Source organism: Bradyrhizobium sp. 199, assembly GCF_023073355.1.
Lineage (GTDB): Bacteria > Pseudomonadota > Alphaproteobacteria > Rhizobiales > Xanthobacteraceae > Bradyrhizobium.
Map to the genome: position 1 here is coordinate 556,444 of NZ_JADPJI010000008.1, position 25,294 is coordinate 581,737.

Below are 25,294 nucleotides of genomic sequence, written 5' to 3' on the forward strand. Positions count from 1 at the left end.
GGTTCCGCGGCACTTGCCGCATCCGCTGCCAGTTTCTATTGTCTTTCCGTCAGAATAGCCCCTCCGGGGCAAATGTTGGAGACCGGCGTGGCCGTCATCGTACCTTTCGAAGCTCCGGGCGCGTCGATCGAAGAGCTGGTTGCCCTTGTCGCCCCTGATATGGAGCGCGTCAACGCCACGATCTTGTCGCGGACCGGTTCGGACGTGACCATGATCCCGGAAGTGGCCAACCATCTGATCTCCTCAGGGGGCAAGCGCCTGCGGCCCATGCTGACGCTCGCCATGGCCAACCTCGCCGGCTACAGCGGCGACGGCCACATCAAGCTTGCTGCTTCCGTCGAGTTCATGCACACGGCCACCCTGCTCCATGACGACGTCGTCGACGAGAGCGAGATGCGGCGCGGCAAACTTTCAGCGCGTATGCTCTGGGGCAATGAGGCGAGCGTGCTGGTCGGCGACTTCCTGCTCGGCCAGGCTTTCCGCATGATGGTCGAGGTCGGCTCGCTCCGCGCGCTCGACATCCTCTCCGCGGCCGCCGCCACCATCGCCGAGGGCGAGGTGATGCAGCTCGCCGCCGCCAAGAACACCGCGACCACCGAGGACGAATACCTCGCCGTGATCCGCGGCAAGACCGCCGAGCTGTTCGCCGCCGCCTGCGAAGTCGGCCCCGTGATCGCCAATCGCCCGAAGGCCGAGCAGACCGCCTGCCGCTCGGTCGGCATGAATCTCGGCATTGCCTTCCAGCTCGTCGACGACGTGCTCGACTATGGCGGCAAGAGCGCCAAGCTCGGCAAGAACACCGGCGACGATTTCCGCGAGGGCAAGATCACGCTGCCGGTCGTGCTCGCCTTCCGCCGCGGCAACGACACTGAGCGCGCGTTCTGGATCCGCGCGCTGGAACGCGGCGAGATCGGCGACAGCGATCTCGACCACGCCATCGGCCTGATGAACAAGCACCGCGCGCTCGAGGACACGCTAAGCCGCGCCCAGCACTATGGCGCCATGGCGGTGGATGCGCTGGCGCTGTTCCCCTCCTCGCCGATGAAGAGCGCGCTGGAGCAGGTCGTGGCGTTTTGTTTGGCGCGGTCGCATTAAAGCTGTCGGCCTGGAATTCCTGCCGTTTCGCTCGCCTGTTAGCCCGTCATCCCCGCGCAACCGCGAAGCGGTTGTCGCTGGAGGCGCTCGCGCGCCGAGCCTCGAAGGATGCACGGCCGAGCTGCAGCCGGGCCGTCGCCCTTTGAGGCCCGCCGAACAGGCGAGCACCGCGAGGTGACCGGGATATACAAGCGCATACTGCATCAACATCGTGCGAGCGCGGCGAAGCAATCCAGAGTGTCTGCGCGGAACGATTCTGGGTTGCTTCGCTGCGCTCTCGCGATGACGGAGTGTGACGCACGCCCCTCGCTCCCCAAGTCGTATTCAGATCACCGCGACACGCTCGAATAAGATAACAGCCTCGCGGTCCTTCGGCTCACGCCGGCGACGTTTGCGCCGATGAGTGACTTGCATTTTGCAAGCCACCTGCCTATTTTCCGCTACATGCAGCCCAAATCCCCGTCCATCCAGGAATGCCCGGTCGGCCGCGCCGTAGAGACGGTTGGCGAATGGTGGAGCATTTTGATCCTGCGCGATGCGTTTCAGGGCGCGACCAAATTCGACGAGTTCTCGCAAAGCCTCGGCATCGCGCCGAACATCCTGTCGCGGCGCCTTGCCCACCTCACCGCATCAGGCATGTTCGTGCGCCGTCGCTATCACGACCGGCCACCACGTTACGAATATGTGCTGACGGACAAGGCGCGGGATTTCTTCCCCGTGATCGTGGCGCTGCTCGCCTGGGGCAACAGGCATCTCGCCGCCAAGGGCGAGTCCATCGTGCTGGCGAACCGAAGTGACGTTCGCCCGCTCGATCCGGTCGTGGTCGATGCCGCCGATCTGCGTCCGATCACGCTCGCCAATGCGGTCGTCATCGCAGGGCCGCGCGCCAGCCGCGGGATGCGCGCGCGGCTCGCTTCGCTCAAAGCCATGAACCCGGCCGTTGCGCCGGCTGGAGACTGACATGCGTCGGATCGTCGTGACGGGAATGGGGGCGGTGTCGCCGCTCGGCTGTGGTGTTGAAACCTCCTGGCGTCGGCTGCTTGCCGGCCAAAGCGGGTTGCGGGCGCTGCCCGAATGGGCGCAGGCGCTGCCCGCGCGCATCGCCGGGCTCGTGCCCGAGAAGGCCGATGATGCCGACGGCGGCTTCGATCCCACGCAAGCCGCCGCGCCAAAAGACCAGCGCAAGATGGACCGCTTCATTCTGTTCGCGCTGCTCGCCACGGCGGAAGCGGTCGCGCAGGCCAAATGGACGCCGCAGGACGCGAGAGCGCTGGAGCGGACCGCAACGATCATCGGCTCCGGCGTCGGCGGATTCCCGGCGATGGCGGAAGCGGTGCGCATTACCGAGCAGCGCGGCGTGCGCCGGCTCTCGCCATTCACGATCCCTTCGTTCCTGGCCAACCTCGCCGCCGGCCACGTCTCGATCAAGTACGGCTACAAGGGAGCGCTGGGCACACCGGTCACCGCTTGTGCCGCCGGCGTCCAGGCCATCGGCGATGCCGCGCGCATGATCCGCGCCGGCGAAGCCGATGTCGCGATCTGCGGCGGCGCAGAGGCCTGTATCGACCTCGTCAGCCTTGGCGGCTTTGCGGCGGCCCGCGCGCTGTCGAGCGGTTTCAACGACGAACCCGCGCGCGCCTCGCGCCCATTCGATCGCGACCGCGACGGCTTTGTCATGGGCGAAGGCGCCGGCATCCTTGTCATTGAGGAGCTCGAGCATGCGCTCGCGCGCGGCGCGACTCCGATCGCGGAGATCGTCGGCTACGGCACGACGGCGGACGCCTACCACATGACGTCAGGCCCGCCCGATGGCGACGGCGCCCGCCGCGCCATGGAGATCGCGCTCCGGCAGGCCAGCCTTGCGCCCACGGATGTGCAGCACCTGAACGCCCACGCGACATCGACGCCGGCTGGTGACGAGAGCGAGCTCGGCGCGATCGGCGCGTTGTTCGGCCGCAACCGCGGCATTGCCGTCAGCGCCACCAAATCGGCCACCGGCCATCTGCTCGGCGCCGCCGGAGGCCTCGAGGCGATCTTCACCGTGCTCGCTTTGCGCGACCAGATCGCGCCGCCGACGCTCAACCTCGAAAACCCCGATGCGGGCGCTGACGGCATCGACATTGTCGCCGGCACCGCACGGCCGATGCCGATGCAGCATGCCATCTCCAACGGCTTTGGCTTCGGCAGGGTGAATGCCAGCGCGATCTTCCGCCGCATGGATTAAGCGAAGGGCCTTCTCACCAGAAGACTTGTAATTAGAAGACTTGCAATCGCGGTCCGCTGCGCTACCAAAACAGGATGATCGAAACGAATTTCTGGTTGTTCCTGGCTGCTGCCTGTCTCATTGCCGCCGTTCCCGGTCCCGGCATCTTCTACGTCGCGGCACGGACCTTGTCCGAGGGGCGGGCCAGCGGGTTTGCCTCGACCGCGGGCACGGCGCTGGGCGGGCTGGTTCATGTCGTGGCGGGCGGCCTCGGCATCTCCGCAATCATCCTTGCGAGCGCCGAATTGTTCGCGGCCGTCAAGTTCGTCGGCGCGCTGTATCTGGTCTGGCTCGGCATCAGGACGTTCCGGAGTGCCGGCCGCGCGCTGTCGCTCGCGAGCGAACCTGTCGGCGACAAGCGTGCGTTCCGCGACGGCGTGCTGGTCGAGGCGTTGAACCCAAAGACCGCCGCGTTCTTCCTCGCTTTCATTCCGCAGTTCCTCGATGCCACGGGATCGAACCCCACGCTGCAATTCATCATGTTCGGCGCGATCTCGGTGGCGTTGAACACGCTCGCCGATATCGTCGTGGTGCTGATGGCCTCTGCAACACGCACGCAGCTCGTTGGCAGGCCGCATCTGATGCGGCGCCTCACGCAGGGCTCCGGCCTCTTCATTGCAGGTCTCGGCCTGTCGCTGGCACTGGTGCGGCGGCCGGCGAATGGATAGCGCTCCGCAAAGCCGCTTCCATGAATCGCACGGCCTGCGGCTGCATTACGCCGATTGGGGCAATGAGAGCGCGCCGGCTCTCATTCTGGTCCATGGCGGCCGCGATCATTGCCGGAGCTGGGACGTCATCGCGCGGTCGCTGCAGCCGCATTTCCACGTGATAGCGCCCGACCTGCGCGGCCACGGCGACTCCGAATGGACCAAGGGCGGCAGCTACGCACTGACCGAATATGTCTACGATCTCGCCCAGCTCGTCCGCGTTGTCGCAGCACCTCAGGTAACCCTCATCGGCCACTCGATGGGCGGCATGGTGAGCCTGATCTTTTCAGGGTCATTCCCCGAAGAGGTCTCGAAGCTGGTCGTGCTCGACGGCGTGACCATGTTGCCGGACACGCCGAAGCCGCCGGCGCACGAGCGCATCGGCAAATGGGTCGGCCAGCTCGACAGGCTGCATGACCGCACACCCCGCCGCTATGCGACCCTCGCGGACGCGGCGGCGCAGATGGTGCTTCACAACAAGCGTCTGTCCCGCGAGCTCGCGCTGCATCTCGCCACGCACGGCGCCCGGCAAAACGAGGACGGCAGCTATAGCTGGAAGTTCGATCCCTATCAGCGCGCCTCGGCGCCGCACCGGCTCTGGCCTGATGATCACGTCGCGCTGTGGTCGCGCATTACCTGCCCGACACTGCTGTTGAACGCCGGCGAGAGCTTTCTCGCCGGTGCCAGATCAGCTGGCCTGGAGCGGTATTTCCGGCAAGCCCGCGTCGAGACCATCTCCGGCGCCGGACACTGGTTGCAGCACGACAAGCCGCAAGAGGTGCTGAGTGAGATCCGGCAATTTCTCGGTCTAACTGAGCACAGCGCCGGCTAGCCCCGCTGCCGTAGGTTCGGCAACGCGCGACAGCGCCGTGCCCACCCAGCGGCGAGATTGAGCAAATGATTGGCGGGCACGCTTCGCTTTGCTCACCCGACGGCGATGTCGCAGCCCGCATGAGCGCAGCGACATGACGCCGTAAGCAGAATCCGGGATATCGCTTGGCTCATCCCGGCTAAGCAGCGCCCTTGGGAAATATTAGCCCAACGTCCCCGCATGCACCCACCAACCCGGGTGGTCGCGCCGGATCTTTTCGGCGGCGGTATGCGCATCGGCGGCTGAGCCATAGATCGCAAAACACGTCGCGCCCGAGCCGGACATGCGGGCGAGCTTGACGCCGGCGGAATCGCGAAGCGCGTCGAGCACCTCGCCGATCAGGGGCTGGATCCGCAGCGCAGGCGCTTCCAGATCGTTGGCGACGGTTTCGAGAACGTCGACCCAATCGGAAATCGATCCGCCCTCTTCGGGCCAGGCCGGCGCGCGGATGACATCGGTCACGCCGACCAGCAATTGACCGTTGCGCAGACCCAGCGCCTGGAAGACGTCCTTGGTGGCAACGGGTACGCGCGGATTGACCATCACGCACGGCATGCTCGGCAGTGCAAGCGGCAGCAGCTGCTCGCCGACGCCGGTCATGTCGCAGGCGCGCGAGACGAGGCACACCGGCACATCGGCGCCGGTCGCGAGCGCGACCTTCTGGAGCCTGGGATCATCGAGCGGCAGATTGTTGAGACGCGCCAGGAGCCGCAGCGCCGCCGCAGCGTCCGCAGAGCCGCCGCCGATGCCGGCGGCAACCGGCAGCACCTTGTCGAGCGCGAACGCGCCCAGCTTCAGGCCCGGCACGGCCTCGGCCAACAGCTTGGCAGCCTTGAACACGAGATTGTCGGACGTATCGCCGCAGGCGTCGGCCAGCGGCCCGGTGGTGGTGAGCTTCAGCTCGCCGCCCGGCTCCAGCGTCAGCCGGTCCGCGCAATCGGCGAACGCGACCACGCTTTCGAGATCATGATAGCCATCGGCGCGACGGCCGACGACGCGAAGGCTGAGATTGACCTTCGCCCGTCCTTCTTCAATCAACGCCGGCATCGGCGACACGCCCCCAACTCACTTGTTTGTCGCGCATGTCTTATCGGAAAACCGCTACGCACTTTGCGCTAGCGCGGCCCTTCGGGTCCGGATCATGCGCCAGCCTAGCCGCCCTTGCCGTCGTCCTTCTTCTTGTCCGCCTGCGCGGCCGAAGAGTTCGAATTGTCGTCGGTCAGCCCGTTGGCGATTTTGGCCTCGATCTTAGGCAGCTCATCCGGCTCGGGCTTGAGATCGCGCGCATGCGCCCACTGGAACTTGGCTTCCAGCGTGCGTCCGACCCGCCAATAGGCATCGCCAAGGTGATCGTTGATGGTGGGATCCTCGGGCTTGAGGTCGATCGCGCGCTCGAGATTCTTCACCGCTTCCTCGTAATTGCCGATGCGGTAATAGGCCCAGCCGAGAGAGTCGACGATGTAGCCGTCGTCGGGGCGCTGCTCGACGGCACGCTTGATCATCTTCATGCCTTCGTCGAGGTTCACGCCCTGGTCGATCCAGGAATAGCCGAGATAATTGAGCACGTGGGGCTGGTCGGGCTGCAGCTCGAGCGCCTTCTTCATGTCGGCCTCGGCCTTGGCCCACTGCTTGGAGCGCTCCTCGCAGATGCCGCGATAATAGTACCAGACGCTGTTGGCCTTGTCGTTGCCGGCCGGCAGCACGTCGACGCCTTGCGAATAGGTCGCGCCGCAGTCGCCGAACTTCTTGCGGCCGCGCTGGATGTTGCCCAGCGCCATGATCGCTTCGAGGTCCTTGGCATCCTCCGTGGTGACACCCTTGAGGATCTTGATCGCCTCATCGGTGCGGTCGGCGGAATCCAGATCGATGGCGAGCTGGATCTGCGCGTTGCGCTTGAGCGGAGAGCTCGACGGCACGCGCTCATACACCTTGATCGCCATCTGCGGCCGCTTCACCGATTCGTAGAGATCAGCGAGCGAAAGCAGCGCCAGCGGATGCGTCGGCTGGAGGTAGAGCGAGAGCTGGAGGTAGACGAGCGCCAGATCCTCGCCGCCGCGGCGGGTCAGCGTGGCGCCGATGCCGTAGAGCGCTTCAGCGGCGCCGGCCTGGGCGGAATCGGCAAGCGGCGGCATTTTCTTGCCTGCTTTGGTCTCGCGCAGGCCCTCCTGGATCAGCGGGTGACGCGCCAGCTTCTTGTCGAAGGCCTGATAGACGGTGGTCGCGGCCGCGGAATCCTTGTTGCGCGACAGCCAGCGCGCATAGGCCTCGCTCACGCGCAGCATGGAATCGTCGAGCTTGTAGGCGCGCTCGAAGCGGATGCCGGCGTCCTTCTCCTTGCCGGAGAGCTCGAGGATCATGCCGGCGTGAAGGTCCTTGAACAGCGGATACCATTCGGGACCTGCCAGCTTGTCGATGGTCGCGACACCGCCCTTGGCATCGCCCGCACCGTAGGCGGCCCAACCCGACAGCAGTGTGGCGACGAGATCGGTGATCGGACCGCGGATCGACTGGTTGATATTGGTTTGCGCGGCCGCGTACTTCTTCACCTTGAGATCATGCACGCCGACCACGAGACGCGCGACGCGGTTGGTCTTGTCGATGGTGAGCACGCGCTCGGCGAGCTTGACCGCCTCATCAATGTCGCCGTCGGCGACCGACGAGATGAAGGCGCGGTCGAGCAGCTCGTTGTTCTTGGGATCGGTGCGCAGGGCCGAGCGGTAGAACGCGGCGGCAGAGGCCGCGTCGCGCTCGACGCTGGCATGGCGGGCGGCAAGATAGCTGCCGGCACCGGTGAGCGACTTCAGATCATTTCGGGTCGGAAACTGCGCCGCCGTATTCTCCGGATGATCCGGCGTCTGCGCCAGGACCCTGCCGGGGACGGTCGCGATCGCTGTGCCCATGAGGGCGATGGCGGCAACAGTCCAGCGGTTGAAACGATTTGAAAACATCAGGGCTCGCCTTGAGTTGGTAGTGCCTGGGTTTGCAGCAGAGGCCGCATCGCATGCGAACGCGGCCGGTGGCATGGGGACCCGGAACCGTCGGGCCGACAATGCCGCTTTTGGCGCTTCGCCGCAAGGATTCGGGCCGGACGATCCCCTCCGCACGTCCCAAACCGGCCAAGAGGAGCCCCAAGACGCCGCTACTGTGGCCTTATCGTGGCCGCGACCGGGGGTCGCGGCCCCATCCTCACGCGAACGTGCGCCGGATCACCTTCGAGGGGCAGCCCTCTTCTTGGCCTACTCTTACATCGCCTCGTAGTTCGGACCGCCGCCGCCCTCTGGGGGAACCCAGGTGATGTTACCGTTGGGATCCTTCACGTCGCAGGTTTTGCAGTGAACGCAGTTCTGGGCGTTGATCTGGAAACGCGGGCTTGATCCCTCCTCGACCCACTCATAGACGCCGGCCGGGCAATAGCGATTCGAAGGACCAGCGAACACGTCATGCTCGGAGGTCTTCTGCAGGTTCATGTCCGTGACCTTGAGATGGACCGGCTGGTCCTCCTCATGATTGGTGTTGGACAGGAACACGGAGGACAGCTTGTCGAACGAGATCTTGCCATCCGGCTTCGGATAGTTTTTCGGGGCGTGCTGTTTGGCCGGATCGAGCGTGGCGCGATCGGGCTTGGCGTGCGACTGGGTGCCGAACAGCGAGCCGCCGAACAGCGTGTTGCACCACATGTCGAAGATGCCGAGCCCGGCGCCGATGAAGGTGCCGAACTTCGACAACAACGGCTTGGCGTTGCGGACAGGATAGAGGTCCTTACCGACGACGGAATCGCGCCAAGCGTTCTCGTATTCGATCAGTTCATCATTGCCGCGGCCCGCAGCGAGAGCCGCGTGAACATGTTCGGCCGCGAGCATACCGGTACCCATGGCATTGTGCACGCCCTTGATGCGGGGCACGTTGACGAAGCCAGCCGCGCAGCCGATCAGCGCGCCGCCGGGGAAGCTGAGTTTCGGCACCGACTGGTACCCGCCTTCGGTGATTGCGCGCGCGCCGTAAGCCAGCCGCTTGCCGCCTTCAAGCGTCGCGCGGACGGCCGGATGGTTCTTGACGCGCTGGAATTCGTCGAATGGCGACAAATAGGGGTCGTTGTAGTTGAGATGAACGACGAAGCCGATCGACACCAGGTTCTCGTCATAATGGTAGAAGAACAGGCCGCCGCCGGTGTTGTTGTTCAAGGGCCAGCCAACGGCGTGCTGCACCAGCCCCTTCTGATGCTTGGCCGGATCGATCTGCCAGACTTCCTTCAGCCCGATGCCAAATTTCGGCGGCTCACTCTTGGTGTCGAGCGCGTATTTCGCGATCAGCTGCTTCGAGAGGCTGCCGCGGGCGCCTTCGGCGAACAGCGTGTACTTGCCGAGCAATTCCATGCCGCGGGTAAAGGAGTCCTTCGGCTTGCCGTCCCGTCCGATCCCCATGTCGCCGGTGGCGATGCCGCGCACCGCCCCATTGTCGTCATAGAGCACTTCAGTCGCGGCAAAACCGGGATAGACCTCGACGCCGAGGGCCTCAGCCTTGCGGGCCAGCCAGCGGCAGACATTGCCGAGCGAGCCGATATAGCAGTGATGGTTATCCATCAGCCGCGGCATGATGAAATTCGGCAGCTTGATCGCGCTGGTCTCCGTGAACCAGAAGAAGCGGTCGTCCTTGACCTGCGTCTTGAGGGGACAGTCGGAATCCTGGCGCCAGTCCGGGATCAGCTTGTCGAGCCCGGCCGGGTCGATTACGGCACCGGAGAGGATATGCGCACCGACCTCGGAGCCCTTTTCCACCACGACGACATTGAGATCGGCATTGAGCTGCTTCAGCCGGATCGCGGCGGACAGACCCGAGGGGCCGGCGCCGACGATGACGACGTCGAATTCCATGGATTCGCGCGGGGGAAGTTCTTCGGTGCTCATCTGATCTCAGCCCTTGAGACGGTTCCTTGGTCGTTTGGCCCTCTTGTTTCCGATTTTTCCGGGTAGGACAACCACGGAAATGCGTTCCGCTGGGATGCAAGGCGCCTTAGACTGAACTAATAGTCAGACTTTCTCATGATAGCCGAACCCGCACCCACCGTCCGCGAGCTTCTTGCCTTCTATCTGGAGGCGGGTGTCGATTGCGCGCTCGCGGAGGAACCGATCGACCGCCTGGCGGAATTGGATGCTCCCCCCGCGCCCCCGCGCGTGGCACCGCCGGTCGAGGCGCCGCGGCCGATCACCGCGCCGACGGTGATGCGCGGCGAGGTCGCCCCTGCCCCCGACGTCGCAATCGCGTCCGCACGCGAGACCGCGCGCACCGCACCGACGCTGGAGGCGCTGCGCGAATTGATGCAAAGCTTCGAGGGCTGCGCGCTGAAGCACACCGCGACGCGGCTGGTGTTCGCCGACGGCAACCCGCAGGCGCGCATCATGTTCGTCGGCGAGGCTCCGGGCCGCGACGAGGACATCGAAGGCCTGCCCTTCGTCGGGCGCAGCGGCAAGCTGCTCGATTTAATGATAGGCGCCATAGGCCTCAACCGCAGCACCGCCTATATCGCCAACGTGATTCCCTGGCGGCCGCCCGGCAACCGCACACCGACGCCGCAGGAGACGCAGATCTGCCTGCCCTTCATCCAGCGCCAGATCGAGCTGGTGAATCCCGACGTGCTGGTGACACTCGGCAATCCCTCGACGCAAACACTGCTGGGCACGCGCGAGGGCATCATGCGTACCCGCGGGCGCTGGTTCGACTACGAGACGGGCCAGCGCACAATCCGCGCGCTGCCGACGTTCCATCCGGCGTATCTGTTGCGCTCGCCGTCCTACAAGCGACTGGCCTGGCAGGATCTGCGGGCGATCGCGAAGGTGCTGGCGGGGTAATGCGCTCGTGTCCCGGACCCGGTGCGGCACGCAGTGACGCTCCGCAGAGCCGGGACCCGGAAAGCAACACAGTGTAGCGTGGAGAGATGGGCCCCGGCTCTGCAGCGTGTCACTTCGTGCTGCGCAGCGTCCGGGGCACGAGACCTACGTCCCCTTCGGTCGCACGATGGCCCAGCCGATCCGAAGCAATTGCTGCCGACCCGTCACCAGCCATTCGAAGGCGCGCGGCACTTCCGGCACGATGCCTGGAAAGCGTTTGAGGATCTCCGGCGGCGGCGTGCCGGCGGTATCGGAGGCGCGCCAGACCACGACGCCGCCGGTCTCGCTGAATTTGGCCTGGCTCATCCACGGGGTCCGCGCGGGGTCGGCGTCGATGAACAGATGCGGCCGGCCAGGATGCAACGTGATCAGGCTCGCAAGCTGGGTCTCGCCGGCAACCGCGCGCAGGCGGTGATTCGTGCGGCGGGCAAAGCTCTCGTCGAAGAAATCCGAGATCGCACGCGCCGGCATAGACGTCGCGATCTCGTTGGCGCCGGTCCAGGGCAACAACAAGACGGCGAGCGCGACGCCCACGGCCGGCGCCACGACGGCAGCGGCCCACACCATGCGCAGCATCCGCGCGCGCCGCATCGCGATGAGATCCCCGGCCGCGACCACCACGGCAAGCCCGGACATGACCAGCAGCACGCCGGCGCCGCCGACCACGGACTCGAGCCCGAGCAGGCCGGAGATCAGCACTGCGCCCAGCACTGGGGCGAGCGCGAAGAAATAGGCGAAGTTGCGCGCGAGCGGCGCAACCGGCGGCCGGAAGATGATCGGCGGCTCCTCGCCCTTGGTGGCGAACAGCCCGCTGTTGAGGAAGGTCAGCGCCGGGATCGCGGCAGCCCCGAGTACCAGGCCGCCAAGCAGCCAGGCCGCGTGCAGGGCGCGCGCACTCAGCTCCCCGACTTGCGGCAAGGCGGGCATCGCAAGCGTCTCGGACCGCATCAGCCAGACCGCATAGGGCAGCGCCAGAACCGCTACGACGATCAGCGCAAACAGCGGATCGAGCGCGCGCAGCGTTCGGCGGCCGCCTGCGGTCGAGACCGCGAACACGACGAGCAGCAACAGGAGGAAGATCGCCGCGGGCGTCGTCAGCAACAGGAGACCGGCCTCGATGGACCAGGCGAACCAGGCATTGCCGCGGCGCTGGCCGATGATCTGCCAGGAGTGCAGCAGCAGCAGCGCCCAGAGCGGCCGGGCCAGAATGAGGGGGCCGAAGTCGAGCGCCGACGAGGAGAAGGCGAGCACCGTCATGGTCAGCAGCACGGCGAGCACCGCCTGCTGCGAGCCGACCACGGCGCGGGACAGATGAAAGAGCGCAATGAAGGTCGCGATCTCGCAGAGCTCGGCGAGCACATAGACGCCGAACATGTGGCCGCCGGCGGCGCGATAGGCGATGTCGGCGAGCCAGACCGGCAAGGGCGGACCGAGGTCGGTGCCGACCTGGTATTCGCGTCCGAAAGCCAGCAGGGTCGCCAAGGTGCCGGGCGGGCTGCGGTAGAACGCCAGCGCCACGAACAGCCACATCGCGGCCTGGAGCAGCACGACGATCCAGACGATCAGCCGCGGCCGGGCGCGAATGAGCTCGATGACCAGGGAGGTAAACCGCATGCAACGTCCGAAAGATGCAGCCAACCCGTCCAGCCGGCCCTATTCGCTCACATCTGTTTTGATAAAGGGCGCTGCGCGCCCTGGCAACTTCGGTCTGCTCGCTTTCCCGCGAGGCTCCACACGGACGGTGACGGTTGGATTCGCGGAGAGCCCCCTCGCCCGGAATGCATCTTGGTTGCAACGGCCTCTCCCCGCAGCCGGGAGAGGCGAGGTGTCCGCAGCGGATCTTGTGGTTATGGAGTCCTAGAGACCCGTGGAAGCGCCGACCTCAACGCTCGCTTCCACCTGCACCTCGACCTCTGTGACCGGGAACAGGTCCCGCACCGGCTCCACCGTCCAGGGCATGTGCTTGGCACGCGCGGCCGCGACCGGAGCGAAGAAGCGGCGATGGTGGACGGAGGGGCCGAGGCGGTCGAGCGCGTCGAGGTGCTCGGGGACGGCATAGCCCTTGTGCTGCTCAAAGCCGTAGCCGGGGCAGTCCTGCGCCAGCGCGCACATCAGGCGGTCACGCGTCACCTTGGCGATGATGGAGGCCGCAGCGATCGACACAACGATGCCATCGCCGCCGATCACGGCCTCGCAGTCGCATTCGGTGTCGAGCCGGTCGCGGCCATCGACGAAGACATGCCTGGGCGCCTCCGGCAGCGCCACAACGGCGCGCTTCAGCGCCCACAATGAGGCGCGCAAGATGTTGTCGCGATCGATTCGCGAGGGCGAAGCGACGACAACGGAGACCTGCGCGGTCGCACAGATCTTGTCGAACAGCCTTTCACGCTCCTCGGCAGTCAGGCGCTTGGAATCGTCGATGCCGCGCGGGATGCGGTCGGGGTCGAGAATGACCGCGGCTGCCACCACTGGACCTGCCAGCGGCCCGCGGCCGGCCTCGTCGCAGCCGGCGACGGGCCAGACGCCGCGCTTGATCAGCGCGCGCTCGCGACGAAAGCTTGGGGGAGTGACGGCAATGATGCCTTTGTTGCCGGCGCGCTTTCCCGTCAAAACCTTTGCCGCGGCGGCTTTGGCCGCTTTGGCAGGCGCGGCCTTCTTGGCAGCGTCCTGCTTTGGCGCATCCTTGGCCGGCTTCCTGATGGACTTGTCCCGAATCATGGGCGGATGGTGCGCAAGCGCCCCGGCCTGCGCAACCGGGAACCCCAGACAATTCCCGCTATTCAGGCTGGCCCTACTCCGTCAGATGCACCCGCCGGTCCTCGCCGACATCGATGCCGGGCGCGACCACGATCTCCCAAGGATGGCCGTCGGGATCAGCGAAATAACCGGAATAGCCGCCGTAATCGGTCTCGTGCGCGGCTTTCATCAGCACCTCTTCCACTTGCCAGCTCAGAACAGGCTGAGCTGATCGCCGTTCCGCTTCGGCCGCGCAAAGTGATCCGTCGTCAGCTTGGAGCGCCGTTTGTTCAGCCCGAGCCTGTCGCAGGCGATCTCGAAGCGGCGCCCGATGGTCCAGGCCATGGGTCCCGTGCCCTTCATCCGCTCGCCCCATTTCGCGTCGTAGTCGCGCCCGCCGCGCATGTCGCGGATCAGCGTGAAGACGTGGCGATAGCGATCCGGATAGTTGGCCATCAGCCATTCGCGGAAGAGATCGCGCACCTCCAGCGGCAGCCGCAGCAGCACATAGGAGGCTTCCTTGACGCCGGCATGGGCGGCGGCATCGAGAATGCGCTCGATCTCCGAATCGTTCAGCGCGGGGATCACGGGCGCGACCATCACCGTGGTCGGAATGCCGGCGTCCGAGAGCTGCTTGAGCGCCTCCAGCCGCTTCGGCGGCGTCGAGGCCCGCGGCTCCATGGTGCGCGCCAGTTTTGGATCGAGCGAGGTGACCGAGATCGCGACCTTGGCGAGGTTGCGCTTGGCCATCCGCGCGAGAATGTCGATGTCGCGCACCACCAGCGCCGATTTGGTGACGATGCCGACGGGATGGCCGGCACGCTCCAGAACTTCGAGGATGCCGCGCATGATTTTGCGCTCGCGCTCGATCGGCTGGTAGGGATCGGTATTGGTGCCGATCGCGATCATCCGCGGCTCATAGCCGGTCGCGGCGAGTTCCTTCTCGAGGAGAGCCGGCGCCTCAGGCTTGACGAACAGTTTTGACTCGAAGTCGAGCCCCGGCGACAGGCCGAGATAGGCATGGGTCGGCCGGGCAAAGCAGTAGACACAACCGTGCTCGCAGCCGCGATAGGGATTGATGGAGCCGTCGAAGCCGATATCGGGAGAATCGTTGCGGGTGATCACCTTGCGCGACGTATCGACCCCCACACTGGTCTTGAACGGCGGCAGTTCTTCCAGGCTCTGCCAGCCATCGTCGAAGGCGATGCGCGCCTCGGCCTCATAGCGGCCGCTGGCATTGGACTGCGCACCCCGCCCTCGCCTGCGCGCGCGGTCGATGGCGACGCCAAGCTCGGGAAAATCGGCGTGAAGATCAGAGTCCGCACCCGCCGGCTCGGAGGGCGCCGTGACCGGCGGGTGCTTGAGAGCATGAGAGGATGCTGCTGGACTCATGAAGCCAAGATAGCACGCCAAAGGAACAAATCAAGAACACAAACGAAAAACTAAAAACAAACCCAGGCGAAGCTGCCGCCCAATTTCGGGTGCGATTCTTTGACCTCACGCAACACGGCCGTCATCGCGATTTCGTTTGATGCCGGTCCGGATCAATCGTCGCGGAACAATGTTGGTGACGATCGCTGGGTGAAGGTCGTCAGGAACATGACAATTCAACAAAGAATAGCTGCTGCGAGCAGCGACCTCGGTCTCCTCGATCGCTACCGGCGCGCCGCAAACTATCTCTCTGTCGGGCAAATTTACCTGCTCGACAATCCGCTGCTGCGCCAGCCCCTGCGCCCCGAGCACATCAAGCCGCGTTTGCTCGGCCATTGGGGCACGACGCCCGGCCTGAACTTCATCTATGCCCATCTTAACCGCGTGATCCGCGCACTGGACCTCAACGTGCTCTACGTCTGCGGCCCCGGGGCATGGCGGGCCGGGCATGGTCGCCAACACCTATCTGGAAGGCAGCTACAGCGAGATTTATCCCGACATCGCGCGCGATACCGACGGACTGCGCAAGCTGTACCGCTCACATATGCAAATGGGTACGCGGAGATGACCCCTCACCCCAGTTAGTTCGTGTCTCATCGCCTCGCTGGCCTCTCCCACAAGGAGCGAGGGCACAGGAACGCGCATCTGGCTCGCAGAGCTAAACTAATGCATCCCTGACAGGATCTGAAAACACCCGATCGCCACCTCGATCACGATCAGCACCACCACCGCGATCTCAAGTCGCAGCGAGCGCTGGGTGTCGATGATGTCGGTGAGTGCGTTGGCAGTCTCCGAGACCGCAGTGAGCTTGCGCTCGAGGGTGTCGAGGCGCTCCCGCAGTTCGTACTCGTCCTCAAGACGGGAATAGAGTCGGTCGAGCTCGGGCTTCTCCCAGAGCACGTCGGGCTTCTCGGCGATAGCGACGCGACCGGCGACGCGCTGCTGCACCAGCAGTGCATTGCCGATCAGTTGCAGGATGCCCCTGCGCCGGCGCGGCGTGCGGCCATGTTCGGCGAGCTCCCGCGCAAAGGGCTCGATCACATCGAAGACCGCGGCGACGCGGCGCTCATCGCGCGCCAGCGACGTGCTCTTGGCGAGCGCATCGGCAACCAGCAGCAGCCGATCGTCGGAGAATTTCGAGAGGCAGATCGGACCGCCCGGCTGGACCGCTTCGGCGTCCTCGTCCTTGCAGAGCTGCGCCTGTGCGATCTCTTCCTCGTACGGACTGAGCTCGCCGGTCACGCGACACTTCAGGTTGTCGGTCAGCACCTTCTCCTCCGAAGGCAGCAAGCCGATCAGCACGACGACGCCGTAGCGGAAAATCACGACGAGGCCCGCATGGACGCGGAAGGCGGCCGGCGTCGAGGAGACGAGCGCGCCGAGCTCGAGCCCGGACGGATTGATGCGTTCGCCGAGCATCACCGCACGGATTCGCAACGTCGGCGCGCCGTGCGGCTTCGATGATGTTGCAGGAGCACTAACAGCAATTTGATCGGCGTTCATGTGAAGCTCTCGTCAGCATCGCGGATTGCAGGCCTCTCCTGTTTCCGCCGTCGGTTGTCACGCACCGTCCGCTTGCAGGATTGCGATTGCCTGCACGGCGCGCAATATCGAAGCCAAACTCCGGATTAATACTGGGACAGCGAGCCCGCGCCGAAATATTCCGCAACATTGCCACCCCGCAGGGGACATATTTGGGTGCGATGGTTCTGGCAGTTTACCATCCAACACGAGACCCCGCCGAAAAGTTGCGCTCGGCGCCGTCGCGGGTTTATGACAGCATCACAACGGACTACGCTTCTCCCGAAATGCGGACACTGAAGCCTCAATCATGCTGAGCGTCATCATACCGACCGAAGGTGTCGAGCAGACAGCGGTGGCGACTCTGGCCGCGCTGGTGCCCGGTGCCGCCGCGGGCATCATCAAGGAAGTGCTCCTTGTCGACGGCACACGCAACGGCGTCATCGAACGCGTCGCCGACGTTGCCGGCTGCCGTTTCGTCGGTTTCGAAGGGTCCTCGCAGGGGGCGGCGCTCGCGGCCGGCGCGCTCCAGGCCCGTTCGCCCTGGCTGATGTTCCTCCCCGCAGGCGCAGTGCTGGACACCGGCTGGATCGAGGAGACGACCCAGTTCATCCAGAGCGTCGCGTCCAGCGGACGCGATCGCGCGGCGGTGTTCCGCTATGCGCGCTCGCCCTACGCCGAGACCCGGTTGCGGGATACGTTCTGGGCCGTGGTGCGCAAGCTCATCGGTCCCCTCAGCGATCAGGGACTTTTGATCGCCCGTGATCATTACGACCGGATCGGCGGCTACCCGCCCCAAGCTCGCCGCTCCGAGGCCCGGCTGCTGCGGCGGCTCGGCCGCTCGTCACGGACCATGCTGCGCAGCCGGATCGTCATGACCGGCTGAACCCACCTGACACTTGCCAAAGTCAAATAATTAATTGAAAATGGCAAATATTGAGGTGAGCCATGGCCATCAATGGTACAGACGAGCAGATCGCAGCGGTTCGCGCCTTCAACCGCTTCTATACCCGCAAGCTCGGTGTGCTCGACCAGCATCTTGGAAAGACCGGGCTCTCGCTCAGCGAGGCGCGCGTGCTCTATGAACTCGCGCATCACGACGACCTGGCCGCAAAAGACATCGGTATTGAGCTTGGTCTCGACCCCGGCTATCTCAGCCGCATCGTCCAAAACTTCGACGAACAGGGGCTCGTCACGCGAAAGCCCCTGGCCGCAGATCGCAGGCAATACCAGCTCAGCCTCACCGCGAAGGGCCGCCAAGCCTACGCCAAGCTGAACCTGAGCTCGCAAAACGAGGTCGCCGCCATGCTGGCTCAGCTTTCAGCCAGCGATGCGGCGCGGCTCACGCAGGCCATGGCGACCATTGAGGCTGTGCTGGAGCAACGTCGCAGTCAGCCCGCGGCTGTCATGCTGCGCAGCCATCGGGTCGGCGACATGGGGTGGGTCATCTCCCGCCAGGCCGCCGCCTATGCGGCGGACTACAATTGGGACATCAGCTACGAGGCGCTGGTCGCCGAGATCTGCGCACAGTTCATCAAGAACTACGACGGCGCGCGCGAGCACTGCTGGATCGCGGAGGTGGGTGGCGAGCCAGTCGGCTCGATCTTTCTGGTCAAGGCCACGGACGAGGTCGCCAAGCTGCGGCTGTTGCAGGTGGAGAAGAAAGCGCGGGGCCTCGGCGTCGGTCGCGCGCTGGTCGATCAATGCATCCGAGGCGCCCGCGAGAGGGGCTACAGCAAGATGACGCTGTGGACTCAGAGCATCCTGGTGGCCGCGCGCGGCATCTATCAAAGTGCAGGCTTTCAGCTCGTGAAGGAAGAGAAGCACCACAGCTTCGGCGCCGATCTGATCGGCGAGACCTGGGAGCGGGATCTGTAGCGCTCTCGCAACCAGCGAGACGCGCATGAATGCGCCCTCGCCCCTTGTGGGAGAGGGCAGCGTCGCAGGTGACACAAGCTCCCTTGGGTGAGGGTTGTCTCCGCGCACGAACTCTCTCGCAATGTGCGCGCAGAGAGAACCCCTCATCCGGCACCTCGCGCCACCTTCCCCACACAAGGGGGGGAACGGAAGAAAGCGCGCTTACACCGTCGCGCCTTGCGCCTTTGGCCTGCGCAGATGCTCGTCCAGCCTCGGCATGATCTCGACGAAATTGCAGGGCCGCGTGCGGTAGTCGAGCTGGGCTGCGAGGATACCGTCCCAGCCGTCGCGGCAGGCGCCGGGGGAGCCTGGCAGGCAGAAGATATAGGTCGCACCCGCCACCCCGGCAGTGGCGCGGCTCTGGATCGTCGACGTCCCGATCTTGGCGTGGCTCAGCATGTGGAATGCGATCGAGAAACCATCCATGCGCTTCTCGAACAGCGGCTCGATCGCCTCCGGCGTGACGTCGCGTCCCGTAAAACCGGTGCCGCCGGTGGTGATGACGACGTCGACGCCCGCATCCGCGATCCAGCGGCGGATCACGGTGCGGATCGCTTCGACATCATCGGTGACGATCTCGCGCGCGGCCAGATGATGGCCCGCAGCGGTGAGACGGTCCGCAAGCGTCTGGCCGGATTTATCCTCCGCGAGCGCACGCGTGTCCGAGACGGTGAGCACCGCGATGTTGAGCGGAATGAACTGTTTGGTTTCGTCGATGGAGGGCATTGCTCTTTCCTCTCGCGTCCCGGACGCGATGCAGCGCGTCAGCGGTGCGTCGCAGAGCCGGGACCCATGCTCGTGAATCACAGAGGCGCCGGCGTTGTGGGCCCCGGCTCGCCAGCGCACCGATGAAGAAGCGCTGCGCCGCGACCGGGCCACGAAACCATCGTTACATCTGCCCCGCGCCGAACGTATTGCAGGCCTGAACCGTGCCCTGCTGATAGCCGGTCATGAACCACTGCTTGCGTTGCGCGGCCGAGCCATGCGTGAAGGAATCCGGCACGACGCGCCCGGTGGCCTGGCGCTGCAGCGTGTCGTCGCCGATCGCACTCGCCGTGGTCAGCGCGGCGTCGATGTCGCCGGCCTCGAGGAAGTTCGGACGCTTCTTCGCCTCGCGATTGACCCAGACGCCGGACAGGCAGTCGGCCTGCAATTCGACCTTCACCTGGAGCGCGTTCGCTTCCGCCTTCGAGCCGGCCTGCTGCTGCAGCCGCGTCACGCGCGGAATGATGCCGAGCAGGTTCTGGATGTGATGGCCGGCTTCATGCGCGATGATGTAGGCGGTGGTGAAGTTACAGGCGGATTTGCCGGAGCAGCCGCGAAAACGCGTCTCGACCTCGCGGAAGAAACCCGTGTCGAGGAAGATGGTCCTGTCGGGCGGACAATAGAACGGTCCCATCGCGGACTCTGCGCGGCCGCAGCGCCCGCCATTGGTAACGTTGCGGAACAGCACGACCTTCGGACCGGTAAAGGACTGGCCGGAGGCCTGGAAGATTTCGGTCCAGCGGTCGTCGATCTCGCCGAGAATGCCGGAGATCATGCTGCCCATCTCGTCGGCCGGCGCGCCGCGCTTGGCGTTGGGCGACGACTGGCGATCGGTCTGGTACGACGGCGCCTGGCCGCCGCCGGTCAGGATCTCGGCGCCGCCGATCAGGATCCGCGGATCGATGCCGAAGGCGTAGCCGACCAGGCCGAGCACGATGATGGTGCCGATGCCGAGCCCGCCGCCGCCCATGGGCAGGCCGAACCCGCCCCCTCCACCACCGCCGCCACCATCATCGCGACGATCCTCGATGTCGTCGCTGCGGCGGAAATCATCGTAGCGCATGGCGGGTTTCCCTCAGTCCTCGATTGGCGTCGTTCAGACGCAGGAGCGCGAAAGCTCAACGCGCCACACACGTAAAATTTCCGTTGCCTTTATCAATATCGTGGTCGGCAAAAATTGCCTAGTGCGGCAACATGCCGATGGCAGCAATTTTTTCCGAGGATCGAGCAATTTTTTCCGAGAGAAATTTGGAGCTCCTTTGAAGCCTGAGCTTGTCCCGCGCCCCCGGAATTGCAAAACACACTATAAAACGCGGCGAATACGCACGACGACGCACGTGCAAACCGTGACGCGAGGCCTGCTCACGACAGCGGCGGGTTAAGTCGATTTTTACTTTGCCGCTTCAATGTAACGGTCAGTCGGTTGTTTGGTCCCGCGTCGCCGACAGCGTCGCCTGAGTCAGAGTTCTTGAGTCATGGTAGAGTCGCGTCGCGGGGCGTCTGCAAGGGCGCCCCGCACAAATTTCGAGTCTCCGTCGCATCGTATCATTCTCGGCGATTGCGTCGCCGAGATGTCGAAGCTTCAGGCAGGTAGCGTCGATCTCGTATTCGCCGATCCGCCCTACAATCTCCAGCTCAAGGGCGATCTCAAGCGCCCCGATGAATCCCATGTCGACGCCGTCAATGACGACTGGGACAAGTTCGATTCATTCTCCGCCTATGACGATTTCACCCGCGCCTGGCTGCTGGCCGCCCGCCGCGCGATGAAGCCGTCGGCGACGATCTGGGTGATCGGCTCCTATCACAACATCTTCCGCGTCGGCGCGATCATGCAGGACCTCGGCTTCTGGCTCCTGAACGACATCGTCTGGCGCAAGACCAATCCGATGCCGAATTTTCGCGGCCGCCGCTTCACCAACGCGCACGAGACCATGATCTGGGCCGCGCGCGACGAAAAGGCCAAGGGCTACACGTTCAATTACGAGGCGCTGAAGGCCGCCAATGAGGACGTGCAGGCACGCTCCGACTGGCTGATCCCGCTCTGCACCGGCGAGGAGCGCCTCAAGGGCGCCGACGGCAAGAAGGTGCATCCGACGCAGAAGCCGGAAGGCCTGCTCGCGCGCGTGCTGCTGTCCTCGTCCAAGCCCGGCGATCTCGTGATCGATCCGTTCAACGGCACCGGCACCACCGGTGCGGTCGCAAAACGTCTCGGCCGCTCCTATATCGGCTTCGAGCGCGACAAGATCTACGCCAAGGCCGCCGAAGCGCGCATCGCCGCGATCGAGCCGCTCCCGGAGGCAAGCCTCGCCCCGTTCATGACCGCGCGCGAAGCGCCGCGGGTGGCGTTCTCCGAGCTGATCGAGCGCGGCATGATCATGCCCGGTACCAAGCTGTTCGACGCCAAGAAGAAGCTCGGCGCATTGGTGCGCGCCGACGGCGCCATCATGTTCGGCGACAAGGTCGGCTCGATTCACCGCATCGGCGCGGTGGCGCAAGGCGCGCAGGCCTGCAACGGCTGGACGTTCTGGCACATCGAGACCAAGAAGGGTCTCAAGCTGATCGACGAGTTGCGCGCCGAAATCCGCGCCGGCATGGCGGCGCTGTAGTTTCCTCGCTTCGGTCATTGATTGCCGCCACCATCAGGACTAGAGTCCCCCTATCAGCCTCCGTCCTGACGGGCCGGCTCCGATGCGACGACAGTCCGAAACATTGCTGTTGGTGCCGCTGCTGCCGATCTTCCTGGTCGGCATGTTTCCGATGTTCCTGATAGCCCTGCTCGGACTCTTCGGTCTCGCGCTGTTCGGCGTGCTGGTGATCTGCGTCGGGCTTGCCAGCAGCAACGAGGCTCACGACAATTTCAATCACGACGTCATCGTTCACGGCTATTCGCGCGGATCGGAGCGCAAGGCGCGGGCCGGCGACATGCATCTTGCCGCACGGCTCGGGTTGCGCCTGGAGGCGGTCGGCGCGGCGATGGTCATCACGGCGGCGATCGGCCTTTGTTACCCCGGCTGATCTGCGCAGGGCGCAGATACCGCCCGGCAAACTCGGCGGTTGCTCTCCCTCAGAAGGTTCGGCAAGAGAAGACGACCCCGCGGCGATGACGCTGCGTTCGCTCTCGGCAAGAAACACTGGGGAGATCTATAATGCTCAAATTCTATTTCAACGGTTCGCCGAACCCGACCAAGGTCGCGCTCTACCTCGAAGAGTCCGGCCTGCCCTACGAACCGGTGAAGATCGACACCCGCACGGGCGAGCAATTCAAGGCGGACTATTTGAAGATCAACCCGAACGCCAAGGTGCCGGCGATCGATGACGATGGGACGATCGTGTTCGATTCGAACGCCATCCTGCTCTACCTCGCCGAGAAGACCGGCAAGTTCCTGCCCTCAGCCAGCGTGCGCGGCGAGACGCTGTCATGGCTGATGTTCATCGCGACCGGCGTCGGGCCGTATTCGGGCCAGGCGGTGCACTTCAAGCATTTTGCGCCGAAGGACCAGAACCACGACTACGCCCATAATCGCTACCAGTACGAGACCGATCGCCACTACAAGATTCTCGACAGCCACCTGAAGGGCAGCCGCTACATGGTCGGCGGTAGCTATTCGATCGTCGACATGGCGCTGTGGGGCTGGGCGCGGATGCTGCCGTTCAAGCTAGGCGACGACGCCTTTGCGCGATACCCGAACGTGAAGCAGTTGGTGGACGAGATCTCGGCGCGCCCGGCGGCGGCGCGCGCGATTGCCCTGAAGGACAAGTTCACCTTCAAGGCCGAGATGGACGATGAGGCGAGAGCCAACATGTTCAAGCACATGACGACCAAGGTCGCCTGATCGCGCCACGCCGCAATGAAGGGCCACGCGCTTGCGCGTGGCCCTTTGCTTTTCAGTTCAGGCGGCGTGGACCGAGTTCAGGAACTTCCTCACCTCGAGCTTGAGGCGGTTGCTGTCGGCCGACAGCAAGCGCGCCGAGAGCACCTGCGAGGAGGCTGAGCCGGTCTCGGACGCCTCACGCTGCACGTCACCAATATTGTCGAGACGCGCTGGGTGCCCGGAGCGGCCTGCAGCACGTTACGCGAGATTTCCTGCGTGGCCGCGCCTGCTGCTCCACCGCGCCCGCGACCGCAGAGGAGATCTCCGACAGTCGCTCGATGGTGCCGCTGATCTCCCTGATGGCGCCGACCGACTGCTCGGTGGCGGCCTGGATGGTCGCGGTCTGCTGCCCGATCTCGCCGGTCGCCTTAGCCGGTTGCGCCACTCCTATGCGCAAAGCGCGCGGCCCTATGCAGATGTCTCCATGGGGCGCGCTGATGCGTGCGTATCAGGCGGTGGCCTGCTTGCAATTTGCGGCCCCGATCCCTCCCCTCTATTTTCATCTTCGCGGGGTGGGCATCTTCAGCTCATACTCGACCTCCGAACGGGTCATCCCGCAGTCCTGAAGCTCCCGCTCGCTCATGGCGGCGAGTTGGCAGCGCTGGCGAGAGCGCCGCCGTCGGATCCGGACGGTCTCCGCCAGCGTTCGCCAGACCGACACGGCCCATGCAAATCGAGACGGACGCCGCCAGTTGGCAGACCAGATGGCGCTCAAGCCGTCAGCCCGCGGCCCGCGCGGCCGTTTGCGGAAACGGGCCCAGCGCCCTCTCGGTCAGGATGGAGTCGCAGTACTCGCGGATTTCCTTGATCTTGCCGTCCTCGAGACGAAACACCAGGCAATAGTCGTTGTCGTAGCGCACGCCCTCAGGCGTGACGTTGTCGCCCTTGGCCTCCACGACGACCACATCGCCGTCGGCGATGAAGCGGTGCGCGACCGTGCGCGTGCGGTCGCGCAGGCGGGTGCGCACATAGCCGTGCAGATCGTTGAGGATCGCCTCCTTGCCCGCAAAGGTGCGCGACCAGGAATATTGGCCGGTCACGACCCATTTGGCATCCTCGGCAAGGCTTGTGGTGAACAGGGCGCGATCGCGCGCGGCCGGATCGGGATTGGCGGCGGCGGCGAAAATATCCTGCATCAGTCTCTTGTTGGCGCTCGCGCTCATGGCGACATCTCCTTTGGTGAGAACGCGGAGAGCATCGCCGGCCGATCTGCATTCTTCAAATCGATACTAAATATGATATGTATTCACGTCATGAATTTGAATTCGCTTGACCTCAACCTGCTGACCGCACTCGACGCATTGCTGCGCGAGGCCAGCGTCAGTCGCGCCGCGCTCCGGATGGGCCTGTCCCAGCCGGCAGCCAGCCATGCGTTGCAGCGCCTGCGCGACATTCTCGGCGATCCGCTGCTGGTGCGCACCGGCGCGCGCATGGAGCTGACGCCGCGGGCGCAGGCCCTGCGCGCGCCGCTCGCTCAGGCGCTCGACCAGGTACGCGGACTGTTCGTGCCCGACGATTTCGACGCGGCACGCAGCGAGCGGCAATTCCGCCTGATGATGCCGGACCTGGCGGTCGAGCTGCTGATGCCGCCGCTGATGGAGAAGGTGACGCGTCTTGCGCCCAACGTCCGCATCGACGTGGTGCCGTGGCGGGGACCTGCGATCTTCCACACCGAGTTCGCCCGCACCATCGACCTCGTGATCTCGATCGGCAATGCCTTCAAGGGGTTTCACCGCCAATTGCTCTATACCGATAGTGACGCGCTGGCAGTCCGGCGCGGCCATCCCATCGGCACCAAGCTGAAACGGCGCGAGGCGTTCCTGGCCGCACGCCATGTCGGCGTAGTCATCCGCGGCCAGCCCGAGGATCTCATCGACACTTGGCTGCGGGCCAAGGGCATCGAGCGGCACATCGCGCTGGTCGTGTCAGGCTATCTTGAAGCGCTGCACGTCGCGGCCCGTACCGACCTCGTCGCCTTCGTGCCGCGCCGGTTGATCGCAGCACTGTCGAAACAGCTCGGGCTCCTCGCGGTGAGGCCGCCGCTCGACCCAGGAATCGACGAGCAGTTCATGTTCCATCCGACCCGCGCGCAGATGGATCCCGGCTCAATTTGGTTGCGGCGGCTGATGCTGGAAACGGGACGGGAGTTGGAGAAGGCCACGCGCAAGCTCTCGTAGCTGCTGTAGGGTGGGCAAAGCGAAGCGTGCCCACCATCTGTCTCGATCGGAAGA

23 protein-coding genes and 3 pseudogenes are annotated in these 25,294 nt (G+C 65.0%); 13 read left to right on the forward strand and 13 right to left on the reverse strand.

Translation table 11 applies throughout. The features are described 5' to 3' along the window. Positions 1 to 87: 87 nt before the first annotated feature. The 5 genes from IVB28_RS25070 (at position 88) to IVB28_RS25090 (ending at position 4,897) form a co-directional block, all read left to right on the forward strand. On the forward strand, positions 88 to 1,095 hold the full coding sequence (locus IVB28_RS25070; protein ID WP_247529740.1) for a polyprenyl synthetase family protein: 1,008 nt from the start codon (positions 88 to 90) through the stop codon (positions 1,093 to 1,095). Positions 1,096 to 1,539: 444 nt separating this feature from the next. Further along, on the forward strand, positions 1,540 to 2,055 hold the full coding sequence (locus IVB28_RS25075) for a helix-turn-helix domain-containing protein (RefSeq protein WP_247530165.1): 516 nt from the start codon (positions 1,540 to 1,542) through the stop codon (positions 2,053 to 2,055). Position 2,056: 1 nt separating this feature from the next. After that, positions 2,057 to 3,319 carry a beta-ketoacyl-ACP synthase II gene (gene fabF, locus IVB28_RS25080; protein WP_247529741.1) on the forward strand — a complete coding sequence of 421 codons (1,263 nt, stop codon included), beginning with the start codon at positions 2,057 to 2,059 and terminating at the stop codon, positions 3,317 to 3,319. A gap of 74 nt (positions 3,320 to 3,393) precedes the next feature. After that, complete coding sequence (locus IVB28_RS25085) at positions 3,394 to 4,026, forward strand: LysE family translocator (RefSeq protein WP_247529742.1); 633 nt, start codon at positions 3,394 to 3,396, stop codon at positions 4,024 to 4,026. Next, the gene (locus IVB28_RS25090; RefSeq protein ID WP_247529743.1) at positions 4,019 to 4,897 is read left to right on the forward strand and encodes an alpha/beta hydrolase; all 879 of its coding nucleotides are present in this window, start codon (positions 4,019 to 4,021) and stop codon (positions 4,895 to 4,897) included. Before IVB28_RS25085 ends, IVB28_RS25090 begins: the two co-directional genes overlap by 8 nt. A 201-nt stretch (positions 4,898 to 5,098) precedes the next feature. Here IVB28_RS25090 and IVB28_RS25095 read toward each other — a convergent pair whose 3' ends face one another. The 3 genes from IVB28_RS25095 to IVB28_RS25105 all read right to left on the reverse strand — a co-directional run bounded on the left by IVB28_RS25095 (position 5,099) and on the right by IVB28_RS25105 (position 9,840). Then, positions 5,099 to 5,983 carry a 4-(cytidine 5'-diphospho)-2-C-methyl-D-erythritol kinase gene (locus tag IVB28_RS25095; protein WP_247529745.1) on the reverse strand — a complete coding sequence of 295 codons (885 nt, stop codon included), beginning with the start codon at positions 5,981 to 5,983 and terminating at the stop codon, positions 5,099 to 5,101. 104 nt (positions 5,984 to 6,087) lie between these two features. Then, positions 6,088 to 7,884: a tetratricopeptide repeat protein gene (locus IVB28_RS25100; protein ID WP_247529746.1), complete on the reverse strand. Its 1,797-nt coding sequence runs from the start codon at positions 7,882 to 7,884 to the stop codon at positions 6,088 to 6,090. A gap of 294 nt (positions 7,885 to 8,178) precedes the next feature. Continuing rightward, positions 8,179 to 9,840, reverse strand: coding sequence for an electron transfer flavoprotein-ubiquinone oxidoreductase (locus IVB28_RS25105; protein ID WP_247529748.1), 1,662 nt, complete (start codon positions 9,838 to 9,840; stop codon positions 8,179 to 8,181). A 135-nt stretch (positions 9,841 to 9,975) separates the two neighbouring features. On the opposite strand from IVB28_RS25105, the gene IVB28_RS25110 reads away from it, so the two are divergent. Next, positions 9,976 to 10,782: a uracil-DNA glycosylase gene (locus IVB28_RS25110; RefSeq protein WP_247529750.1), complete on the forward strand. Its 807-nt coding sequence runs from the start codon at positions 9,976 to 9,978 to the stop codon at positions 10,780 to 10,782. A 144-nt stretch (positions 10,783 to 10,926) separates the two neighbouring features. On the opposite strand, the gene IVB28_RS25115 is transcribed toward IVB28_RS25110, so the two are convergent. From IVB28_RS25115 to IVB28_RS25130, 4 genes and pseudogenes are all read right to left on the reverse strand, one after another. Further along, on the reverse strand, positions 10,927 to 12,435 hold the full coding sequence (locus tag IVB28_RS25115; protein WP_247529752.1) for a glycosyltransferase family 39 protein: 1,509 nt from the start codon (positions 12,433 to 12,435) through the stop codon (positions 10,927 to 10,929). A 243-nt stretch (positions 12,436 to 12,678) separates the two neighbouring features. Continuing rightward, the gene (locus IVB28_RS25120; protein WP_247529754.1) at positions 12,679 to 13,539 is read right to left on the reverse strand and encodes a ribonuclease HII; all 861 of its coding nucleotides are present in this window, start codon (positions 13,537 to 13,539) and stop codon (positions 12,679 to 12,681) included. 73 nt (positions 13,540 to 13,612) lie between these two features. Next, a pseudogene (locus IVB28_RS25125) lies at positions 13,613 to 13,750 on the reverse strand (VOC family protein); the annotation flags it as partial. Between the two features lie 20 nt (positions 13,751 to 13,770). Next, positions 13,771 to 14,949: a PA0069 family radical SAM protein gene (locus IVB28_RS25130; protein WP_247529756.1), complete on the reverse strand. Its 1,179-nt coding sequence runs from the start codon at positions 14,947 to 14,949 to the stop codon at positions 13,771 to 13,773. A 207-nt stretch (positions 14,950 to 15,156) separates the two neighbouring features. Between IVB28_RS25130 and IVB28_RS25135 the strand changes: the two are divergent. Next, positions 15,157 to 15,526, forward strand: a pseudogene (locus tag IVB28_RS25135) (phosphoketolase); the annotation flags it as partial. A 125-nt stretch (positions 15,527 to 15,651) separates the two neighbouring features. On the opposite strand, the gene IVB28_RS25140 reads toward IVB28_RS25135, so the two are convergent. Beyond that, a complete protein-coding gene (locus tag IVB28_RS25140; RefSeq protein ID WP_247529758.1) occupies positions 15,652 to 16,491 on the reverse strand; it encodes an RMD1 family protein in 840 nt (279 codons plus the stop codon). Between the two features lie 328 nt (positions 16,492 to 16,819). On the opposite strand from IVB28_RS25140, the gene IVB28_RS25145 reads away from it, so the two are divergent. Then, a complete protein-coding gene (locus IVB28_RS25145; RefSeq protein ID WP_247529760.1) occupies positions 16,820 to 17,395 on the forward strand; it encodes a glycosyl transferase in 576 nt (191 codons plus the stop codon). A gap of 62 nt (positions 17,396 to 17,457) precedes the next feature. Beyond that, on the forward strand, positions 17,458 to 18,387 hold the full coding sequence (locus tag IVB28_RS25150) for a helix-turn-helix domain-containing GNAT family N-acetyltransferase (RefSeq protein WP_247529762.1): 930 nt from the start codon (positions 17,458 to 17,460) through the stop codon (positions 18,385 to 18,387). A 201-nt stretch (positions 18,388 to 18,588) separates the two neighbouring features. Here IVB28_RS25150 and moaB read toward each other — a convergent pair whose 3' ends face one another. After that, entirely contained in the window at positions 18,589 to 19,152 is a 564-nt protein-coding gene (gene moaB / locus IVB28_RS25155; RefSeq protein ID WP_247529764.1) for a molybdenum cofactor biosynthesis protein B, read from the reverse strand. A 163-nt stretch (positions 19,153 to 19,315) separates the two neighbouring features. Beyond that, the gene (locus IVB28_RS25160) at positions 19,316 to 20,254 is read right to left on the reverse strand and encodes a neutral zinc metallopeptidase (protein WP_247529766.1); all 939 of its coding nucleotides are present in this window, start codon (positions 20,252 to 20,254) and stop codon (positions 19,316 to 19,318) included. A 412-nt stretch (positions 20,255 to 20,666) separates the two neighbouring features. On the opposite strand from IVB28_RS25160, the gene IVB28_RS25165 reads away from it, so the two are divergent. The 3 genes from IVB28_RS25165 (at position 20,667) to IVB28_RS25175 (ending at position 23,024) form a co-directional block, all read left to right on the forward strand. After that, positions 20,667 to 21,797, forward strand: coding sequence for a site-specific DNA-methyltransferase (locus IVB28_RS25165; RefSeq protein WP_276576216.1), 1,131 nt, complete (start codon positions 20,667 to 20,669; stop codon positions 21,795 to 21,797). Positions 21,798 to 21,879: 82 nt separating this feature from the next. Then, positions 21,880 to 22,206 (forward strand): hypothetical protein, encoded by a 327-nt coding sequence (locus IVB28_RS25170; protein WP_247529769.1) that lies wholly within the window; start codon positions 21,880 to 21,882, stop codon positions 22,204 to 22,206. A 131-nt stretch (positions 22,207 to 22,337) separates the two neighbouring features. Next, complete coding sequence (locus IVB28_RS25175) at positions 22,338 to 23,024, forward strand: glutathione S-transferase family protein (RefSeq protein WP_247529770.1); 687 nt, start codon at positions 22,338 to 22,340, stop codon at positions 23,022 to 23,024. Positions 23,025 to 23,081: 57 nt separating this feature from the next. Here the strand turns inward: IVB28_RS25175 and IVB28_RS25180 are convergent. The 3 genes and pseudogenes from IVB28_RS25180 to IVB28_RS25190 all read right to left on the reverse strand — a co-directional run. Then, positions 23,082 to 23,436, reverse strand: a pseudogene (locus tag IVB28_RS25180) (methyl-accepting chemotaxis protein); the annotation flags it as partial. A 126-nt stretch (positions 23,437 to 23,562) separates the two neighbouring features. Then, entirely contained in the window at positions 23,563 to 23,724 is a 162-nt protein-coding gene (locus IVB28_RS25185; RefSeq protein WP_247530166.1) for a DUF1127 domain-containing protein, read from the reverse strand. 58 nt (positions 23,725 to 23,782) lie between these two features. Beyond that, the gene (locus IVB28_RS25190) at positions 23,783 to 24,226 is read right to left on the reverse strand and encodes a nuclear transport factor 2 family protein (RefSeq protein ID WP_247529771.1); all 444 of its coding nucleotides are present in this window, start codon (positions 24,224 to 24,226) and stop codon (positions 23,783 to 23,785) included. A 90-nt stretch (positions 24,227 to 24,316) separates the two neighbouring features. On the opposite strand from IVB28_RS25190, the gene IVB28_RS25195 reads away from it, so the two are divergent. After that, positions 24,317 to 25,240, forward strand: coding sequence for a LysR family transcriptional regulator (locus IVB28_RS25195; protein WP_247529772.1), 924 nt, complete (start codon positions 24,317 to 24,319; stop codon positions 25,238 to 25,240). Positions 25,241 to 25,294 lie beyond the last annotated feature (54 nt).

Coding starts and splice junctions, on each gene's coding strand:
- IVB28_RS25075 (WP_247530165.1), top strand. CDS start 1,540: ATGCAGCCCAAATCCCCGTCCATCCAGGAATGCCCGGTCGGCCGCGCC.
- fabF (WP_247529741.1), top strand. CDS start 2,057: ATGCGTCGGATCGTCGTGACGGGAATGGGGGCGGTGTCGCCGCTCGGC.
- IVB28_RS25085 (WP_247529742.1), top strand. CDS start 3,394: ATGATCGAAACGAATTTCTGGTTGTTCCTGGCTGCTGCCTGTCTCATT.
- IVB28_RS25090 (WP_247529743.1), top strand. CDS start 4,019: ATGGATAGCGCTCCGCAAAGCCGCTTCCATGAATCGCACGGCCTGCGG.
- IVB28_RS25095 (WP_247529745.1), bottom strand. CDS start 5,983: ATGCCGGCGTTGATTGAAGAAGGACGGGCGAAGGTCAATCTCAGCCTT.
- IVB28_RS25100 (WP_247529746.1), bottom strand. CDS start 7,884: ATGTTTTCAAATCGTTTCAACCGCTGGACTGTTGCCGCCATCGCCCTC.
- IVB28_RS25105 (WP_247529748.1), bottom strand. CDS start 9,840: ATGAGCACCGAAGAACTTCCCCCGCGCGAATCCATGGAATTCGACGTC.
- IVB28_RS25110 (WP_247529750.1), top strand. CDS start 9,976: ATGATAGCCGAACCCGCACCCACCGTCCGCGAGCTTCTTGCCTTCTAT.
- IVB28_RS25115 (WP_247529752.1), bottom strand. CDS start 12,435: ATGCGGTTTACCTCCCTGGTCATCGAGCTCATTCGCGCCCGGCCGCGG.
- IVB28_RS25120 (WP_247529754.1), bottom strand. CDS start 13,539: ATGATTCGGGACAAGTCCATCAGGAAGCCGGCCAAGGATGCGCCAAAG.
- IVB28_RS25130 (WP_247529756.1), bottom strand. CDS start 14,949: ATGAGTCCAGCAGCATCCTCTCATGCTCTCAAGCACCCGCCGGTCACG.
- IVB28_RS25140 (WP_247529758.1), bottom strand. CDS start 16,491: ATGAACGCCGATCAAATTGCTGTTAGTGCTCCTGCAACATCATCGAAG.
- IVB28_RS25145 (WP_247529760.1), top strand. CDS start 16,820: ATGCTGAGCGTCATCATACCGACCGAAGGTGTCGAGCAGACAGCGGTG.
- IVB28_RS25150 (WP_247529762.1), top strand. CDS start 17,458: ATGGCCATCAATGGTACAGACGAGCAGATCGCAGCGGTTCGCGCCTTC.
- moaB (WP_247529764.1), bottom strand. CDS start 19,152: ATGCCCTCCATCGACGAAACCAAACAGTTCATTCCGCTCAACATCGCG.
- IVB28_RS25160 (WP_247529766.1), bottom strand. CDS start 20,254: ATGCGCTACGATGATTTCCGCCGCAGCGACGACATCGAGGATCGTCGC.
- IVB28_RS25165 (WP_276576216.1), top strand. CDS start 20,667: ATGGTAGAGTCGCGTCGCGGGGCGTCTGCAAGGGCGCCCCGCACAAAT.
- IVB28_RS25170 (WP_247529769.1), top strand. CDS start 21,880: ATGCGACGACAGTCCGAAACATTGCTGTTGGTGCCGCTGCTGCCGATC.
- IVB28_RS25175 (WP_247529770.1), top strand. CDS start 22,338: ATGCTCAAATTCTATTTCAACGGTTCGCCGAACCCGACCAAGGTCGCG.
- IVB28_RS25190 (WP_247529771.1), bottom strand. CDS start 24,226: ATGAGCGCGAGCGCCAACAAGAGACTGATGCAGGATATTTTCGCCGCC.
- IVB28_RS25195 (WP_247529772.1), top strand. CDS start 24,317: ATGAATTTGAATTCGCTTGACCTCAACCTGCTGACCGCACTCGACGCA.